Origin of the sequence: Rhodanobacter spathiphylli B39 (assembly GCF_000264295.1) — a bacterium.
Classification (GTDB): Bacteria; Pseudomonadota; Gammaproteobacteria; order Xanthomonadales; family Rhodanobacteraceae; genus Rhodanobacter; species Rhodanobacter spathiphylli.
In genome coordinates this window covers 95,419-112,537 of the sequence record NZ_AJXT01000021.1, presented here as the reverse complement: position 1 = coordinate 112,537, position 17,119 = coordinate 95,419, and the positions used below count along the sequence as shown (strand labels likewise).

The following is a 17,119-nucleotide window of genomic DNA, read 5'->3' as shown; positions in this document are numbered from 1 at the left end:
CCCTGAGACCCTGTCTAACATACACCCGAGGGCTCCGGGGAAAGAATCTGTGTTCGGCGAGTCACTGCGAAAGCGCGTCGAGCGCCGTCAGCGCCGCATCGAAGTCGAACGCCGATATGGCGCGCGCCACGTCGTGAAAGACGGATGAATGTGACGCCCCGACGGTGAGGCCGAGGATCTCCTCGATCACCGCAGTGGCCTCCGCGTCGCCATCGAGCAGCAGGATGCGCAGGCGCTGGATCAGTCCCTGCAGGTACTCCGGGTCTGCACCGGCCGACGCGGCCAGCGCCTCCGGTTCGTGCGTGGTCAGGACGGCCAGCCCGGCCAGGACCTCGTCCAGTTCCACGCAGGTGCGCCGCAACAGATCGGCGATGCGACCCGGCTCCGCATCGTCGATACAGGCAAGCTCGAGTGCGGCGGCACACGCCTGCAGCTCGCGTGCGCCCAGGGTCCCGGCGAGGCCCTTCAGGGTATGCGCCGCCCGCTGCCGATCGACCGGGTCACCCTGCTCCGACGCCTTCACGAAGCGCGTCTCGAAATCCCGCTGACCGTCGCGAAACATCGTCAGCAGCCGCGTGTACAGCGCCACGTCGTCCATCGCCGCGGCGAGGCCGGCCTTCGCGTCGATGCCCGGCAACGGCGGCAGCCGGCCGGCAGTCGGAGCGCTGATGGCGGACGACGCGATGCCCTGCGCCGGCACGGTGCCCTTCCGCGCGACCACCGACGAAGCAGCCGGCCTGATCCACTTCGCCAGCGTCGCGAACATGTCGGCGACGCGCAGCGGCTTGGCGATGTGGTCGATCATGCCGGCATCGATGACCTTCTCGCGGTCGCCGATCATCGCGTTGGCGGTCATCGCGATGATCGGCATGCCCGCCAGCGCCGGCTGGGCGCGGATGGCCCGGCTGGCTTCGTAGCCGTCCATCACCGGCATCTGGCAGTCCATCAGCACCGCGTCGAAACGGCTGTCCCGGCCAAGGATGTCGAGCGCCTCCTGGCCGTGGCCGGCAACCACCACCTCCATCCCGGCCTGGGCCAGGATCTCCCTGGCCAGTTCCTGATTGACGTCGTTGTCCTCCACCAGCAGCACGCGGGCGCCACGCAGCTGACGCAAGGCCTCGCTGTTGCGTTCGGCCTTGCGATGGACGCGGGAATCGACCACCCGGCCTTTGCCCAGCGCCTCGACCACGGCGTCGAACAGCGACGAGAAGGTCACCGGCTTGGTCAGCACGGCCTGCACCCGAACCCCGCTTTTCGCCGCGGCATCGAGTGCTTCATCGCGACCATGGGCGGTCACCATGATGACCGCGGGGAAGGAAGTCATGGCCGTGTATTCCTGCAGGCGGCGAATGGCTTCCACGCCATCCATCGTCGGCATTTTCCAGTCCATCAGCACCACGTCGTAGGGATGGCCGCCGGCTGCCGCTGCAGCTTCGGCAATCATCACCAGTGCCTGGCCACCACCGCTGGCGGTATCGACGTCCACGCCGAACTCGGCGGCTATCGTTGCCAGGATCTCCCGTGCCACGGGGTTGTCGTCGACGATCAGCAAGCGCAATCCGTTGAGATCGTCGGCATACAGTTCGGGGCGAAGCGAGGGCATGGCCTGCACACCCAGCAGCGCATGAAAATGGAAGGTCGAGCCCTGGCCCGGCTCGCTGTCGACCCATATCTCGCCACCCATCATGCCGACCAGCCTGCGCGAAATGGCCAGACCGAGGCCGCTGCCGCCATATTTGCGCGTGGTCGAGCTGTCAGCCTGGGAGAACGACCTGAACAGCGCCGAGACCTGCTCGCTGGTCATGCCGATCCCCGAATCGCGCACCTGGAAATGCAGTTCGACCTGGTCACCCCTCTGGGCAACCCTCTCGACACTGACCACGACCGCGCCCTTCTCGGTGAACTTGACCGCGTTGTTGCCCAGGTTGACCAGCACCTGCCCCAGCCGCAGCGGATCGCCGACCAGCGCGGTGGGCACGTCCGGCGCGATTTCGAACAGCAATTCGAGGTTGCGCTGCTCGGCTTTCAGGCCGACCAGGTTGGCAAGGTTGTCCATCACGTCCTCCAGGCGGAAGTCGACCGACTCCATGGTCATCTTGCCCGCCTCGATCTTCGAGAAGTCGAGGATGTCGTTGATCACCCCCAGCAGGTTCTCGGCGGCGCGGTGGACCTTCTCGATGTAGTTGCGCTGGCGCGGGTCCAGCGCGGTCTGCAGGGCCAGGTAGGACATGCCGATGATCGCGTTCATCGGCGTACGTATCTCGTGGCTCATGTTGGCAAGGAAGTCGCTCTTGGCGCGGGTCGCCTCCTCGGCGATGTCCCTCGCCCGCAGCACCTCGCCCTGGACGCGCTTGCGCTCGGTAATGTCGACCAGCCAGCCGATGATGCCGTCCTCGCCATCGAATGACAGCGGAACATAGGTACCCTGCATGTCGCGAATGCTGCCGTCGCGGACAAACAGGTGGGTCTCCGCGTTCCTGGCAAAGCCGTCGCGCCGGATGATCTCCATCAGGTCTTCGCGTTCGCGCAAGTCCACATACAGACGACGCCAGTCGTCGCCCGGGCCGAGGCCGAAGGTCTTCATGAACCGCGGATTGGCGAACTTGATCTTCCCGTCCACCGAGAAGTCGATATTGATCGGACTGGTGTCGAGGATCTTCTGCAGACGCTCGCGCTCACCCGCCAGCTTGACGGTCTGCTCGCCGACCTTGGCCTCCAGTTCGTCGGCAAAGCGACGCAGCGCCTCGCTCGCGCGAACCTCGATGGTGTTGTCCACGCCGACGGTGGCCACGCCCACTGGCGCCTTTTCACCCGACACCTCGATGGGGAACCGCACCAGCTGGTGGTGTCTGGTCTCGCCCTGGGCATCGGTGAAGCTGATGTCGAATCGCGCGGGCTCGCGCTTCCGCAGCACTTCGTCACGCTGCCGCTCGCGTTGAACCCGATGTTCCGACTCGGTGGTTTCGTAGCCCGCGGCATCGACGAAGATGTCGAGCAGCGGCGCGATCGCATCGAATCGCGAGTTGGTCTGCACATACCTTCCATCGGCGGCCTGGATGCACATGTAGGCGGGGGCGTTGCTGAAAAAACTGGCGAGGCGTGCCTCGCTGCCTTGCATGTCGCGTCGCAGACGTGCGTCGCGATACGACAGCAGCAGCAACAAGGTCACCGCGGTCGCCGCCAGGGCGTAGACCCAGAACGCCGCGAACCGGGAAGGCCGATACGCTTCGGACTCGTCGATTTCCACGATCAGGCCAAGATTCATTTCCCGCAACCATTGGCCCGCCCCCACCACCGGCACCCGACGGTAGTCGAGGTAGTCGTCCATGAACCAGCTTTCGCCGCCGTTCGAGGCCAGGACTGCCTGCGCCAGCCGCGTCGGCGGATCGCTGTCCAGCGGAAGCGGCAGCTTGCCCGATGTCGCCGGGCGGTCCGACGGCACGCGAGCGTACAACCGGCTGACATGATTGCCCTGCGGCGTCGACAGGTTTCCCTGGAAAGCCGACTCGAAGCGGCTCGGCGTGCGCAAGCGCGCATCGCGACCGATCAGCATCGCCTCGCCGGTCTCCCCCTGCCAGCCTGCCGCCAGCAGGGGGAACAGCAACTTGCGCGGGTTGGAGCCAAGGCAGAAGTAGCCCAGCACCTGCGGCCCGTCAGCCACGGTGCGACAGGCCAGTTGCACGAAGTCGCGGTCGCCCGCGGCCTTCGCCTGCGGTGACAGCTTGGTCGCGCGGAACGGCGCGGACACGGCAAAGCCGTCGGCGGCGAGCCTGGGCAGCATCGCGGTCAGCACTTGCGAGGTGTCGCCGACATGCACCGGCTCATCCACGGCGAGGATCTTTCCCGCTGGGCTGTAGAGCACGTAGATCCTGAAGCCGTACTGGGTCTGGCGCCGGGCCGCCCAGGCGGCGGCCATCGAGCGCGCGCCGGCATCTGCCGGACTCCGCGAAAGTGCCCGGGTGAGGGCGACCAGCTCGGGGTCCTTCACGATGGCAGAGGTAGCCTCGATCTGGTTTCTGTACAGCACCTGCAGCAGATCGGCCGCGGCATCGAGGCTGGCCTTGAGCTGGGAGCGCACCGACTGCTGGTCGAGCACGCGAATCCGGTTGGCCGCCACGACGCTGAACAGCACGATGACGATCGCGCTCGACGCGGCGACCAGGGGCAACCAGTTGCGGAACGCGGTGACGCGATTGCCGCGCTCCCGAACGAACGAAATCACTTCCGGCAGGGACTTCATTGGTGGCCCGGGCCCGCGAGCACACCCGTTGCGAAACCCGCGGCCGTCGTGTCGGACACGGCCACCGCCACGGCGGCTGCGCTGCCAGGGATGATGCGCGTCGGCGTGACGCGGCCCATCGACAGGATCGGGACAGCCTTTCCTCGCAGCTTCGTGCCCATGTGACCTCCCCGCAACGCGACCGAGATTGCATGCGCGATCGTGTCACGCGCGCTGCCACTCCACGTTCACATGCCGGTCGTGCATGCGCCATGAAAGTGGGGCTGCGCGCAGCACCCACGCCGGCGCGAGCTCAGGCCGACAGGTGCTCGTACACGATGACCGCGCCCACGCCGATCAGGATGATGCCGCCGATCACCTCGGCGCGTCGACCCACCATCGCACCGAGCACGCGACCCAGCATGATGCCCAGCGTGACCATGGTGAAGGTGCACAGGCCAATCACCACGGCAACCACGGCGATCGGCGTGTCGACGAAGGCCAGGCCCACGCCCACCGCCAGCGCGTCGATGCTGGTGGACAGGCCGGTCAGTGCAAGGCCGACGAAGCCATGTTTTCTGGTTTCGTCCACGGGCTCGTCCGCCTCCGGCTTCACGCCGTTCCAGATCATGTGCAGGCCCAGCGCCAGCAGCAGGGCGAACGCGGCCCAGTGGTCCCAGGCCTGGATATAGCGCGAGGCGCCCCGGCCCAGCAGCCAGCCGACGACCGGCGTGATCGCCTCGATGACACCGAAGATCAGACCGGCGCGCATGGCCTGGGACAGCCGCGGGCGCGCCATGCCCGCGCCCTTGCCGATCGCCGCGGCGAACGCGTCGGTGGACATGGCGAAGCCGAGCAGCAGGATGGAAACGGGATTCATGCAATGCCTTGTGGTCGGGCCAGGCGCAACGGCAGCACGACGCGCCCGACCTCCGTGGCGCCGTGAACCGCTGGTCTCGCCAACCGGGATCGGTGTCCTCGCCACGGCGGATGGACGCCGAGCATGTTGACGAAGACGCCTCGTCGCGACGAGGCAGGCTACTCCCCAAGGGGTATGGATGAGCCGGGATGTCCGGCACAACCGGGGGCAAGGGTAACACGGCGGCCGGGGCTGTCGGCATTCCACGCTACAATTGCCGGTTCGCGTCCCCAACGACACATCTCCATGTCCAGCCATCTCCAGGAAACCCGCCGTCGCCGTACCTTCGCCATCGTCAGCCATCCTGACGCCGGCAAGACCACGCTGACCGAAAAACTGCTGCTGTTCGGCGGCGCGATCCAGCTGGCGGGCTCGGTGAAGAGCCGCAAGACGTCGCGCAGCGCCACCTCGGACTGGATGGCGCTGGAGAAGGAGCGCGGGATTTCGGTGACCTCGTCGGTGATGCAGTTCCCTTACGAGGGCAAGATCGTCAACCTGCTCGACACGCCGGGACACGCGGACTTCTCCGAGGACACCTACCGCGTGCTGACCGCGGTGGACTCGGCGCTGATGGTGATCGACTGCGCCAAGGGCGTGGAGGAACGCACGATCAAGCTGATGGAGGTGTGCCGCCTGCGCGACACGCCGATCATGACCTTCATCAACAAGCTCGACCGCGAGGGCCGCTCGCCGATCGAGCTGCTGGACGAGGTGGAGTCGGTGCTGGGCATCGCCTGCGCCCCGCTGACCTGGCCGATCGGCATGGGCAAGCGGCTGAAGGGCGTGTACCACCTGGCGCTGGACGAGGTCCACGTGTTCGAGCAGGGCAAGAATTTCACCCGGCAGGATTCCACCATCTTCAAGAGCCTGGACGCGCCGGGCCTGGTCGAGCGGATCGGCGAGGAAGCCATGCGCGAACTGCGCGAGGAACTCGAGCTGGTGCAGGGCGCGGCGCCCTCGTTCGACCTCGACGAATACCTGGCCGGCCGGCAGACGCCGGTGTTCTTCGGCTCGGCGGTGAACAATTTCGGCGTGCAGCTGCTGCTGGACTTCTTCGTCGAGCACGCGCCATCGCCGCAGCCGCGCGACACCACCTCGCGGACGATCGAGCCGGAAGAGGAAAAACTGTCCGGCTTCGTGTTCAAGATCCAGGCCAACATGGACCCGGCTCACCGCGACCGCGTGGCCTTCATGCGCGTGTGTTCGGGCACCTACAACGCCGGCATGAAGATGGTGCAGACGCGCACCGGCAAGGAAGTGCGCATCGCCAATGCGCTGACCTTCATGGCCAGTGATCGCGAGATCGTCGAAACGGCCTACCCCGGCGACGTGATCGGCCTGCACAACCACGGCACCATCACCATCGGCGACACCTTCACCGAGGGCGAACAGGTTTCCTTCACCGGCATCCCCAACTTCGCCCCCGAACTGTTCCGTCGCGCCCGGCTGCGCGATCCGCTGAAGATGAAGGCGCTGCAGAAGGGCCTGGCACAGCTGTCCGAGGAAGGCGCCACCCAGTTCTTCCGGCCGCTGATGTCGAACGACCTGATCCTGGGCGCGGTGGGCGTGCTGCAGTTCGAGGTGGTCGCCTACCGGCTGAAGGACGAGTACAACGTCGACGCCACCTTCGAGCCGGTCACCGTCAGCACCGCGCGCTGGGTGCACTGCGACGACGAGAAGAAGCTGGACGAGTTCCGCGAGAAGAACGCGATGAACCTGGCCATCGACGGGGCCGGCGAGCTGGTCTACATCGCGCCGACCCGGGTCAACCTGCAGCTGGCGCAGGAGCGCTGGCCACAGGTGCGCTTCGCCAACACGCGCGAGCACGCGGCGGCCGTCGACGTCTGAATTCCCGGCGGCATGACGGTCGTCACTGGGCAACCCGGCGACTGACCGCTAACCTGCGCTGATTCCAACCGGGGGAAACCAGCACATGCCGCAGCCAGCCATCGCCTTCGTCACGCCCGCCGATGCACCTCCGTGGAAACGCTGGCTGGTGTATTCGGCCGGTGCGCGCATCGTGATCTTCATCGCGCTGTTCATCGCGCTGAGTTTTGCCGCTGGCGCCGTGCTGCACCTGCTGGGTCTGGGCAAGGCCTCACCGCCGCTGGAACGCGCTTTCGGCCAGTTCGTCATCCGCGCCCTGATCCCGCTGCTGGTCTACCTGATCCTGGTGAAATGGATCGAACGCCGGCGCATGCGCGAACTGGCGCCAGCCACGCTGCTGCCGCAAGGCCTGCTGGGCGTGGCGTTCGGCCTGGTGCTTTTCAGCATCATCGTCGGCGTGATGTACCTGCTGGGCAGCTACCAGGTGACCGGCACCAACCCGGATGCGGCATGGCTGCCGGCCTTGCTGGTGGTGGGGCTGGGCGCGGGCATCGGCGAGGAGATCATGTTCCGTGGCGTGCTGTTCCGCATCGTCGAGGAAGGCATGGGCACCTGGGCCGCGCTGATCATCTCGGCGCTGTTCTTCGGCGCCGTGCACCTGGGCAATCCCGGCGCCACGCTGTGGAGTTCGCTGGCGATCGCGATCGAAGCCGGCCTGCTGTTCGGCCTGCTGTACCACCTGACGCATTCGCTTCCGCTGTGCATGGGCCTGCACGCGGCATGGAATTTCGCTCAGGGGACGATCTACGGCATCCCCGTTTCGGGCACTGACGCTGACGGCTGGCTGGTGTCCACCCGCAGCGGCCCGGACTGGCTCAGCGGCGGCGTGTTCGGCGCGGAGGCTTCGGTGGTCGCCCTGGGGCTGTCTTTGCTGTGCACGGTGGGCCTGCTGGTGATGGCCCTGCGTCGAGGCTCGATCGTTCCGTTGCGGTCACGCCGCTGAGCGGCGGGCGGTGAAACCGGTGGCTGGCCCGTGGCTGAATTCGCCACGGCACGCGGTTGGGGTTTGGTCGGCGTAGCGGCTACCCTGAGGACGGGTCGCCGACCGGCGACCCCACCTCGCCGGTATCGGACACCGCCATGGCCACCCACAATTCGCAGCAGCCCGGTTACCGCAGGAAGATCTCGTGGCTGGCCAACCAGCCACTGACGCGCAAGATGATGCTGGCCATCGGCCTGCTGCTGGGCGTGTTCCTGGTCGCCAACGTGGTGACCCTGCACTCCCTGCAGACGCAGGAGAGCAACCGGCGCTGGGCCGGCCACACCTATCAGGCCCTGCTGCAGATCGACACGGTGCAACGCGCCGCGCAGACCGCCCAGGTGGGCGCGCGCGGCTTTCTGCTGACGGGGTCGGACAACGAGCTCGCATTGTTCCGGAAGTCCACGCGCGAGCTGGACCTGCGCATTCGCGGGTTGCGCCAGCTGGTGGCGGACAACCCCCTGCAGCAGGGCCGGCTCGACGCCGTGGCCGCCATGGCCGGCCGCTGGCAACGCCAGGTGGTCGATCTGGGCATCACACCGTTGCAGCGGCTGGACCCGGGCGCCCCGGACGCCGCCCTGGAACGTCAGCGCATCCAGGCCGGATACATCGCCGGGCGCACCGTGCGCGTCGAGGAGATATCCGCGGTGCTGGACCAGATGGCCGACGAGGAAAGCCGTCTGCTGGCCCTGCGCAACCAGCAGCTGGACCTGACCCTGCGCAACACCAAGGCGCTGAACGCGCTTTCCATCCTGCTCGGCATCCTGCTCGGCATCACCGTCATCCGGCTGACCTCGCAACTGGTGATCCGCCCGCTGCGGCGCCTCACCGACCAGATGACCCAGCTCTCCCACCACAACCACGACTTCGAGATACGCCGGCTGGATCGCCGCGACGAGGTGGGCGAGATCGCCCGCGCGCTGCAGGTGTTCAAGCAGATGTCGCTGGACACCGCGGCGCGCTCCTGGATCCGCTCCAGGGTGGCGGACATTTCCCAGGTGCTGCTGCAGGCCACCACCCACAAGGACTTCGCCCAGTGGCTGACCAGCGAAGTGGTGCCGCTGTGCAACGCGGGCCTGGGACTGTTCTACTCGTTCGATGACGCGCGTCATCGGCTGGACCTGCTGGGCAGTTACGGCTTGCGCCTCAGCAACCGGTCCGCCGACCAGTACATGCCCGGCGAGGGCCTCGTCGGGCAGTGCGCGGTGGATCGCAAGGCGATCATCCTGGACCAGGTGCCGGCCGACTACCTGCACATCGATTCGGGCAGCGGCGAGGCGGTGCCCACCCATCTCGCGATCCTGCCGGTGATCTATCGCGAAACCCTGATCGGCGTGCTGGAACTGGCCAGCTTCGCGGCGCTGACCGCCCTGCAGAGGCAGCTGCTGGACGAGTTGCTGCCGATCGTGGCGCTGGCGCTGGAGAACCTCAACCAGGCCGTGCATACCCAGGACCTGCTGCAGCAGACGCAGGAACAGGCGGACGAGCTGCGCCTGTCCGAGCTGGTGATGCGCCAGCAGAAGGAGGTGCTGCACGAAAGCAACGCCACGCTGCAGGCGAAGACCGCCGAGCTGGAGGAGCAGTCGAAGCGCCTGATCGCCTCCGAGGAGGAACAACGCGTGCAGGCCGAGGAGCTGCGCTCCTCCAACGAAGAGCTGCGCGACATGACGGACAGCCTGAACCGGCAGAAGGTCGTGCTGGAGGAGTTGCAGCAGGAAACCGCGGAAAAGGCGGCCGAGCTGGCGCGAGCCAGCCAGTACAAGTCGGAATTCCTGGCCAACATGTCGCATGAGCTGCGCACGCCGCTGAACAGCCTGCTGATCCTGTCGCGCAGCCTCGCCGACAACGACACCGGCAACCTCGACGACGAGCAGATCGAATCGGCGCAGATCATCCACGACGCCGGCAACAGCCTGCTGCACCTGATCAACGACATCCTGGACCTGTCCAAGGTCGAGGCCGGCAAGATGGAGCTGATGGTCGAGGAGGTTTCCCTCGCCGAGCTGGGCAGGCGCTTGCAGCGCAACTTCACCCATGTCGCCAGCAACAAGCAGCTCGGCTTCGAGATGACGATCGACCCGGGGTTGCCCGACGTCATCGCCACCGATGGCGGCAAGGTCGAGCAGATCGCCAACAACCTGCTCAGCAATGCGTTCAAGTTCACCGCCAGCGGTGCGGTGACACTGCACATCGGCCGTCCGCAGGCTGACCTGGAAATGCCTGCGGCGCTGTCCGGCCAGCCGCTGCTGGCGATCACCGTGAGCGACACCGGCATCGGCATTCCGCCGGACAAGCTCGAGCGCATCTTCAACGCGTTCGAGCAGGTCGACGCCAGCACCAGCCGCCAGTTCGGCGGTACCGGCCTGGGCCTGGCGATCTCGCGCAAGATGGCGCAACTGCTGGGTGGCGACGTGGTGCTGCGCAGCGACGCCGGACGCGGCAGCCAGTTCACCCTGTTGCTGCCGGAAACCCCGCCGGCCACCACTGCACCCGTCGTCGAGACGGAAGCCGCCCACGCGACGCAGGCCCGTCGCATCGCCCCGCCGGCGCTGCTGCCCGCCGCCATCGAGGACGACCGGCAGTCGCTGCTGCCGGGCCAGGTCACCATCCTGGTGATCGAGGATGACCCCGCTTTCGTGCGCATCCTGATCGACCTGATCCATCGCCGGGGCTATCGGGCGCTGGCCGCGCTGGACGGCGAATCCGGCCTGCAGCTGGCGCGCGAACATCACCCGTCGGGCATCCTGCTGGACGTGTCACTGCCGGTGATGGACGGCTGGACGGTGCTCGATCGGCTCAAGGTGGATGAGGCCACGCGCTCGATCCCCGTCCATTTCGTGTCGGTCAGCGACGTCGGCAGGCGCGGCATGGAACGGGGCGCGGTCGGCTTCCTGACCAAGCCGGTCAGTCGCGAGGCGATTGCCGAGGCCCTGGATCGCCTGCTGCGCTTCGGCGAGGGCAAGCGCCGCCGGTTGCTGGTGGTGGAGGATGACGCCGCCTCGCGCAAGGCCATCCGCACCGCGTTGCGTGGCCACCACGTGGAGCTCGATGAGGCGGATTCGGCCGAGGACGCGCTGCCGAAGATCGCCGAGGTCAGCTACGACTGCATCGTGCTGGACCTGGGCTTGCCGGGCATGTCGGGCCTGGAGTTGATGGAGCACCTGTCGGACCGACCGGAAGCGATGCCGCCGGTAGTGGTGTACTCGGGGCGCGAACTGGACCCGGCCGAACAGCTGAAACTGCGCCGGTACGCCGACGCCATCGTGCTCAAGGGCGCCCGTTCCAGCGAACGCCTGCTGCAGGAAGTGGGCGCCTTCCTGCAGGACATCCCGCGACCCGCAGCGACGCCCGCAACGACGGAGGCGGCTCCGACAGCCACGCTGGCCGGCCACCGCGTGCTGCTGGTGGACGACGACATGCGCAACCTGTTCGCGCTGTCCAAGGTGCTGCGCGGCTGGGGCCTGCAGGTCGAGATGGCCCAGGACGGCTACAAGGCGCTGGCCGCCTTGCAGACCGGCGAGCGGCCCGACCTGATCCTGATGGACATCATGATGCCGGGCATGGATGGCTATACGACGATACGCAACATCCGCGACATGGCCGACTTCACGACGCTGCCGATCATCGCCGTGACGGCGAAGGCGATGACCGGCGACCGCGAGCTGTGCCTGCAGATGGGCGCCAACGACTATCTGTCCAAACCGATCGACATCGACAAGCTGGCCATCATGCTGCGCCATTGGCTGACGAGCGAGCCATCGTGAGCGCCAGCCGCGAGAGGCCGCAGCAGGCGCTGCCCGGCAGCAGCGCACTGGTGGAAGCGGACCGGGTTCACGCGGCACCACGGCCGCATCGGCTACGGTGCCCTTCCGGACGCGGGGAGCAGCGGGCATGACCAGCGAATCGATGAAGCCGAAGATCCTGATCGTCGACGACACGCCGGCGAACCTGGTGGCGATGCGCCGCCTGCTCGCACACAGCGGCGCGCAACTGTTCGAGGCGACCAGCGGCAACCAGGCGCTGGCGCTGTGCCTGGATCACGAGTTCGCGCTGATCCTGCTCGACGTCAACATGCCGGACATGGACGGTTTCGAGGTGGCCAGCCTGCTCGGCGACACCGAGCACCTCAGCGGGACGCCGATCATCTTCGTCACCGCCGCCTACGCCGACGACCTGAACCGGCTCAAGGGGTACCACTCCGGCGCGGTGGATTACATCGCCAAACCGATCAACGACGTGATCCTGCAGTCCAAGGTGCGCGTTTTCCTGGAGCTCCATTCCGCGCGGATGAAACTGCGCGAGGCGATGGCCGAGCTGGCCGATCGCAACGAGGAGCTGCAACGCGAGATCGCCGAGCGCAAGCTGATCGAAACCATGGTGCGCCACCAGGCCAGCCACGACCCGCTCACCGGCCTGCCCAACCGCATCCTGTTCCGTGACCGCCTGCAGGGAGCGATCCAGCGCGCCAACCGGCATCACATCAGCTTCGCCCTGGCCTGCATCGACATTGACGGGTTCAAGGGCGTCAACGATCGCCACGGCCACGCCGCCGGCGACGCGCTGCTGCAGGAGATCGCCAGTCGCCTGCCCACGCACCTGCGCAGCAACGACACCGTGGCCCGCCTGGGCGGCGACGAGTTCGCACTGGTGCTGGAGGAAATCGACGACCCGCAGATGGCGCTGCAGTTGTGCGAGAAACTCTGCGCCGCACTGGGCGAGCCCTACAGCCTGCGCGTCAACGGCGAGCGGGTCGAGGTTCGCGTCGGCGCGAGCATCGGCATCGCGCCATACACCCCGAGCGGACAGGCCGATGCGGAAGAGCAACTGATGCAGGCGGCGGACAACGCCATGTACGAAGCCAAGCGCAACGGCAAGAACCGCTGCGTGCTGGCAAGGACGTGAAACGCACCGCGCCACCCGTCAGGTGGCGCGGCGATCTTTCGGACCTGGCGATCTTTCGGACTTAATGGCCGGCCGAATTCTGCGGACGGATCTTGAGTGCGCGCAGCTCATCGGTATCGAAGTCGTCCACCGAGATGAACTCGAACACGCCTTCGCGCACGCGGCGCAGCAGGTCCGCTTCGGCCTCGGAGATCACTCCCGCCTGCTGCGCCTCGGCGAGCTGGCCAAGGTAGTCGTGCGCGGCGAACTGGCCCGACTTCAGCGCCTTGCCGAACTTGCGGTCGACCGGCTCGGCGGCGATCACGTCAGGCAGCAACGCCTTCATGCGGCCGATCGTGTTGTTCGCCGTGGGCGTGCTGTAGACCCAGGCGGTGAGGCGTTCGAGCGCCTCGTTCGGCGCGGTGAGCAGCGCGGCCACGCGACGGCCCAGGCGATCGGACGGCGGCACTTCGCGACGACCCAGCGGGAACACCAGCACGCGCAGCAGCCATGCCACCGGGCGCACCGGGAAGTTGCGGATCGCGCCATCCAGCGCGTTCTGGATCAGCCACATGCACTGGTGGAAACCCCAGGCCAGGAACGGGCGATCCGCTTCCGGCCGGCCATTGTCCTCGTACTGCTTGAGCATGGCGCTGGCGATGTACAGGTAACTGAGCACGTCGCCCAGGCGTGCGGACAGCTTCTCCTTGAACTTCAGCTTGCCGCCCAGCACGCCCATGAACACGTCGGCGCACAACGCCAGCGCGGCGGAGTAGCGATCCAGCTTGCGATAGTAGCGGCGCGTATAGGCGTCGCCGGCGGTCTCGCCGATGCTGGCGCCACTGAGGCCCATCGCCAGGCTGCGCACCGCGTTGGAGATGCCGAAGCCGATGTGGCCGAACAGCAGGCGATCGAACACCTTCAGCTGCTCGCCGCGATCGGCGATCGACAGCGCCTGCATTTCCTTCAGCACGTAAGGATGGCAGCGGATCGCGCCCTGGCCGAAGATCATCAGGCTGCGCGTCATGATGTTGGCGCCTTCCACCGTGATCGCGATCGGCACCGCCGACCAGCCACGCCCGGCGTAGTTGCTCGGCCCCAGCTGCACCGCCTTGCCGCCGTGCACGTCCATGGTGTCGCTGGCGATCTGCCGCGCCCATTCGGTGGCGTGATACTTCGCGATCGCCGACGGCACCGCCGGCTTCTCGCCGCGATCAACCGCGGCCGCGGTGGCACGTGACAGCGCTGCGGTGGCATAGGTCAGGCCGCCGATGCGCGCCAGCGCCTCCTCGACGCCCTCGAAACGAGCCACCGCCAGACCGAACTGCTTGCGCATGCGGGCGTACGCGCCGGTGGCCAGCGCCGAGGCACGCATGCCACCGGTGGCGTTGGACGGCAGCGAGATCGCGCGGCCCACCGACAGGCACTCGACCAGCATGCGCCAGCCGTGACCGGCCATCTGCGGGCCGCCGATCAGCACCGACAGCGGCGCGAACACGTCCTTGCCGCGCACCGGTCCGTTCTGGAACGGGATGTTCAGCGGGAAGTGGCGACGACCGATTTCCAGTCCCGGCGTGGCGCGCGGCAGCAGCGCTAGGGTAATGCCGAGGTCTTCCTTGTCGCCGAGCAGATGCTCCGGGTCGAACATGCGGAAGGCCAGGCCGACCACCGTGGCCACCGGCGCCAGCGTGATGTAGCGCTTGTCGAAGCTGAGCCTGATGCCCAGCGTCTCCACGCCGTCGACAAGCTGCTTGCAGACGATGCCGGTATCCGGGATCGAGGTGGCGTCGGAGCCGGCGTACGGGCCGGTCAGCGCGAAGCAGGGAATTTCCTCACCCACGGCAAGCCGCGGCAGATAATGATTCTTCTGCTCGTCGCTGCCGTAGTGCAGCAGCAGTTCGGCCGGCCCCAGCGAGTTCGGCACGGCCACCGTCGAGGCGACCGTGGCCGACATGCTGTTGAGCTTCTGCAGCACCGCCGAGTGCGCCAGCGCGGAGAACTGCAGGCCGCCGTACTGCTTCGGGATGATCATGCCGAAGAAGCGGTTCTTCTTGATGAAGTCCCACACGTTCGGCGGCAGATCGGCCAGCTCGTGGGTGATCTGCCAGTCGTCGATCATCGCGCACAACTGTTCCACCGGGCCGTCCATGAAGGCCTGCTCTTCCACGCTGAGCTCCGGCTTCGGCTGCTTCAGCAGCTCGTGCCAGTCCGGCTTGCCGGAGAACAGCTCGCCCTCGAAGCCCACCGTGCCCGCTTCCAGCGCGGTCTGCTCGGTCTCGGACAGTTTCGGCGTGACCTTGGCGAACATCTTCAGCAGCGGCGCGCTGATCTGCCTGCGGCGGAAGTCGACCAGCAGCAGCGGCACGGCGATCGCCAGTTCGATGATCAGCAAGATCGCCGTGGTCCACGGCGCATGCACCAGCAGGCCGACCACCAGCGTGGTGACGATGGTGGCGATCGCCCACGTACGCAGGCTGGTGCGATGGTAGGCGCAGGCGCCGGTGGCAATCAGCGCCGCCAGCAGGGTCAGTAGCACGGACATCTCAACACCTCATTGCGATTGAACGGCGGCGGCGAGCCGGCCGACGGGTAATGAATCAAGACTCTGCACGAAGCGCACGACCTCGCGCGTGAAGGCATCGTTCGCGTCACCGGCCACCATGTGCGTGGCGTGCGGCAACTCGACGTGTTCGGCGTGCGGCACCAGTTGCAGGAACTCGTCGACCGTGGCACGCGACACCACGTCGCTGCGGGCGCCGGACAGCAGCAGCACGGGCACGGAAATCTTCATCGCGGCGGCCTGCAGGCGAGGCTGATAGCGCTCGCTTTCCTGCACCAGATCGCCCGCCAGCAGGGCCGGGTCCCAATGCCAGCGCAGCCGACCGTCGGCACCTTCGCGCAACAACGGGCGCAGCTGCTGTTCGCTCTTGCGCTCGCGTCGCTGCGGCAGGTATGCGGCGATCTGCTCGGCCGCATCGGCATAGTTGTCGAAGCCGTCCGGGTGCGCCTGCATGAAGGCCAGGATGCGTTCCACGCCGGCGGTTTCCCAGCGCGGGGTGATGTCGACCAGCACCAGGGCGCGAAACGGCGAAGGATGGATCTCGCCGGCCAGCACCATGCCGAGCAGACCGCCCATCGACGCGCCTACCAGGATCGGCGGCTGCGGTTGTGCATGGGCCAGGCGCAGCAGGTCATCGGCGAACTGGTCCATGTGATAGCCGGCCCCGTGGGGAACGCGATCGCTTTCGCCATGACCACGGCTGTCGAACGTCACGCAGCGGCAACCCGCCTCGGCCAGTGCCATCGCTGCGCCCGTCCAGGCATGACGGGTCTGGCCGAAACCGTGGGCAAACAGCAAGCCGGGATCGCCATCGGCATGGCGGATCTCCACCGCCAGATCCAGGTCGGCGACGGGGAAGCGGGAGCAGGCAGCGGCGTGGCGATCACTCTGAACCATACGTATGAGTATGGATTGCCTCGGCGAACCTCGTCAACCGTGCCGCCAGCGTGGGTTGACCAGCGCGCGCCCGGGCTCCGCGGCCCCACACATTACAAATGCACGGCGTCTGGCTACCATACGGACATGAATGTCAGCAGCAAGCCAGAACGTACCCGGCTGTCCGCCGAAGATTGGGAACTTGCCGCCCTGCAGCTGATCGCCGAACAAGGCGTGGGCGCGCTGGCGGTGGAAGCCCTCGCCCGCCAGCTCGGCGTCACCAAGGGCAGCTTCTACTGGCATTTCCGCACCCGTGAAGCGCTGCTGCATGCAGCACTGGAACGCTGGGAACAGTACGGCGAGCGCGAAGTGCTGGGCCAGATCGAACAGATCAGCGACCCGCGCAAGCGGCTGCCGGAACTGTTCCGTCGGGTCGCCCACGAACTGCAGCCGCACCGCGTGTACGCCGCGCTGCTGAAAGCGCTGGATCACCCCCAGGTGGTGCCGGTGATGGCGCGGGTGTCGCAGCGCCGGATGGAGTTCCTGACCACGGCCTACCGCGAATCCGGCCTGCCGCCGCCGCAGGCCCTGAACCGGGCCCGGCTGACCTACGCCGCCTATGTCGGATTCCTGCAGCTCAACTTCACCCTGGGGCTGCCGCGACTGAACCTGGAAGAGTTCGACGCCTATGTCGAACACATGATCGCGACCCTGATTCCGGCCTGAACGGAAAGCGCTGGAAAAGCCCCGAACGGCGCCCTCTGGCGCCGTTTTTTGTTGCATGCAGCCTTGCAATAC

General features: G+C 67.0%; 10 protein-coding genes. 5 read left to right on the top strand and 5 right to left on the bottom strand.

Annotated features, from left to right (window positions below):
• Window positions 1-61: 61 nt before the first annotated feature.
• The 3 genes from UU7_RS09340 to UU7_RS09335 all read right to left on the bottom strand — a co-directional run bounded on the left by UU7_RS09340 (window position 62) and on the right by UU7_RS09335 (window position 5,099).
• Entirely contained in the window at window positions 62-4,240 is a 4,179-nt protein-coding gene (locus tag UU7_RS09340) for a hybrid sensor histidine kinase/response regulator (protein ID WP_007807649.1), read from the bottom strand.
• Window positions 4,237-4,401 carry a hypothetical protein gene (locus tag UU7_RS18340; protein WP_157582091.1) on the bottom strand — a complete coding sequence of 55 codons (165 nt, stop codon included), beginning with the start codon at window positions 4,399-4,401 and terminating at the stop codon, window positions 4,237-4,239. The genes UU7_RS09340 and UU7_RS18340 overlap by 4 nt, the downstream gene beginning before the upstream one ends.
• Window positions 4,402-4,532: 131 nt before the next feature.
• Window positions 4,533-5,099 (bottom strand): manganese efflux pump MntP, encoded by a 567-nt coding sequence (locus UU7_RS09335; protein WP_007807647.1) that lies wholly within the window; start codon window positions 5,097-5,099, stop codon window positions 4,533-4,535.
• Between the two features lie 285 nt (window positions 5,100-5,384).
• On the opposite strand from UU7_RS09335, the gene UU7_RS09330 reads away from it, so the two are divergent.
• The 4 genes from UU7_RS09330 (at window position 5,385) to UU7_RS09315 (ending at window position 12,906) form a co-directional block, all read left to right on the top strand.
• Entirely contained in the window at window positions 5,385-6,986 is a 1,602-nt protein-coding gene (locus tag UU7_RS09330) for a peptide chain release factor 3 (protein WP_007807645.1), read from the top strand.
• Window positions 6,987-7,071: 85 nt separating this feature from the next.
• Window positions 7,072-7,968 carry a CPBP family intramembrane glutamic endopeptidase gene (locus UU7_RS09325; RefSeq protein ID WP_007807643.1) on the top strand — a complete coding sequence of 299 codons (897 nt, stop codon included), beginning with the start codon at window positions 7,072-7,074 and terminating at the stop codon, window positions 7,966-7,968.
• A 137-nt stretch (window positions 7,969-8,105) separates the two neighbouring features.
• Window positions 8,106-11,768 (top strand): response regulator, encoded by a 3,663-nt coding sequence (locus UU7_RS09320; protein WP_007807641.1) that lies wholly within the window; start codon window positions 8,106-8,108, stop codon window positions 11,766-11,768.
• A gap of 127 nt (window positions 11,769-11,895) precedes the next feature.
• Window positions 11,896-12,906, top strand: coding sequence for a diguanylate cyclase domain-containing protein (locus tag UU7_RS09315; protein WP_007807639.1), 1,011 nt, complete (start codon window positions 11,896-11,898; stop codon window positions 12,904-12,906).
• A 61-nt stretch (window positions 12,907-12,967) separates the two neighbouring features.
• Here UU7_RS09315 and UU7_RS09310 read toward each other — a convergent pair whose 3' ends face one another.
• Both UU7_RS09310 and UU7_RS09305 read right to left on the bottom strand, forming a co-directional pair.
• The gene (locus UU7_RS09310) at window positions 12,968-15,427 is read right to left on the bottom strand and encodes an acyl-CoA dehydrogenase (protein WP_007807637.1); all 2,460 of its coding nucleotides are present in this window, start codon (window positions 15,425-15,427) and stop codon (window positions 12,968-12,970) included.
• Between the two features lie 9 nt (window positions 15,428-15,436).
• Window positions 15,437-16,342, bottom strand: coding sequence for an alpha/beta fold hydrolase (locus tag UU7_RS09305; RefSeq protein ID WP_007807635.1), 906 nt, complete (start codon window positions 16,340-16,342; stop codon window positions 15,437-15,439).
• Between the two features lie 126 nt (window positions 16,343-16,468).
• Between UU7_RS09305 and UU7_RS09300 the strand changes: the two genes are divergently transcribed.
• Window positions 16,469-17,047: a TetR/AcrR family transcriptional regulator gene (locus tag UU7_RS09300; RefSeq protein ID WP_007807633.1), complete on the top strand. Its 579-nt coding sequence runs from the start codon at window positions 16,469-16,471 to the stop codon at window positions 17,045-17,047.
• Window positions 17,048-17,119: the final 72 nt, after the last annotated feature.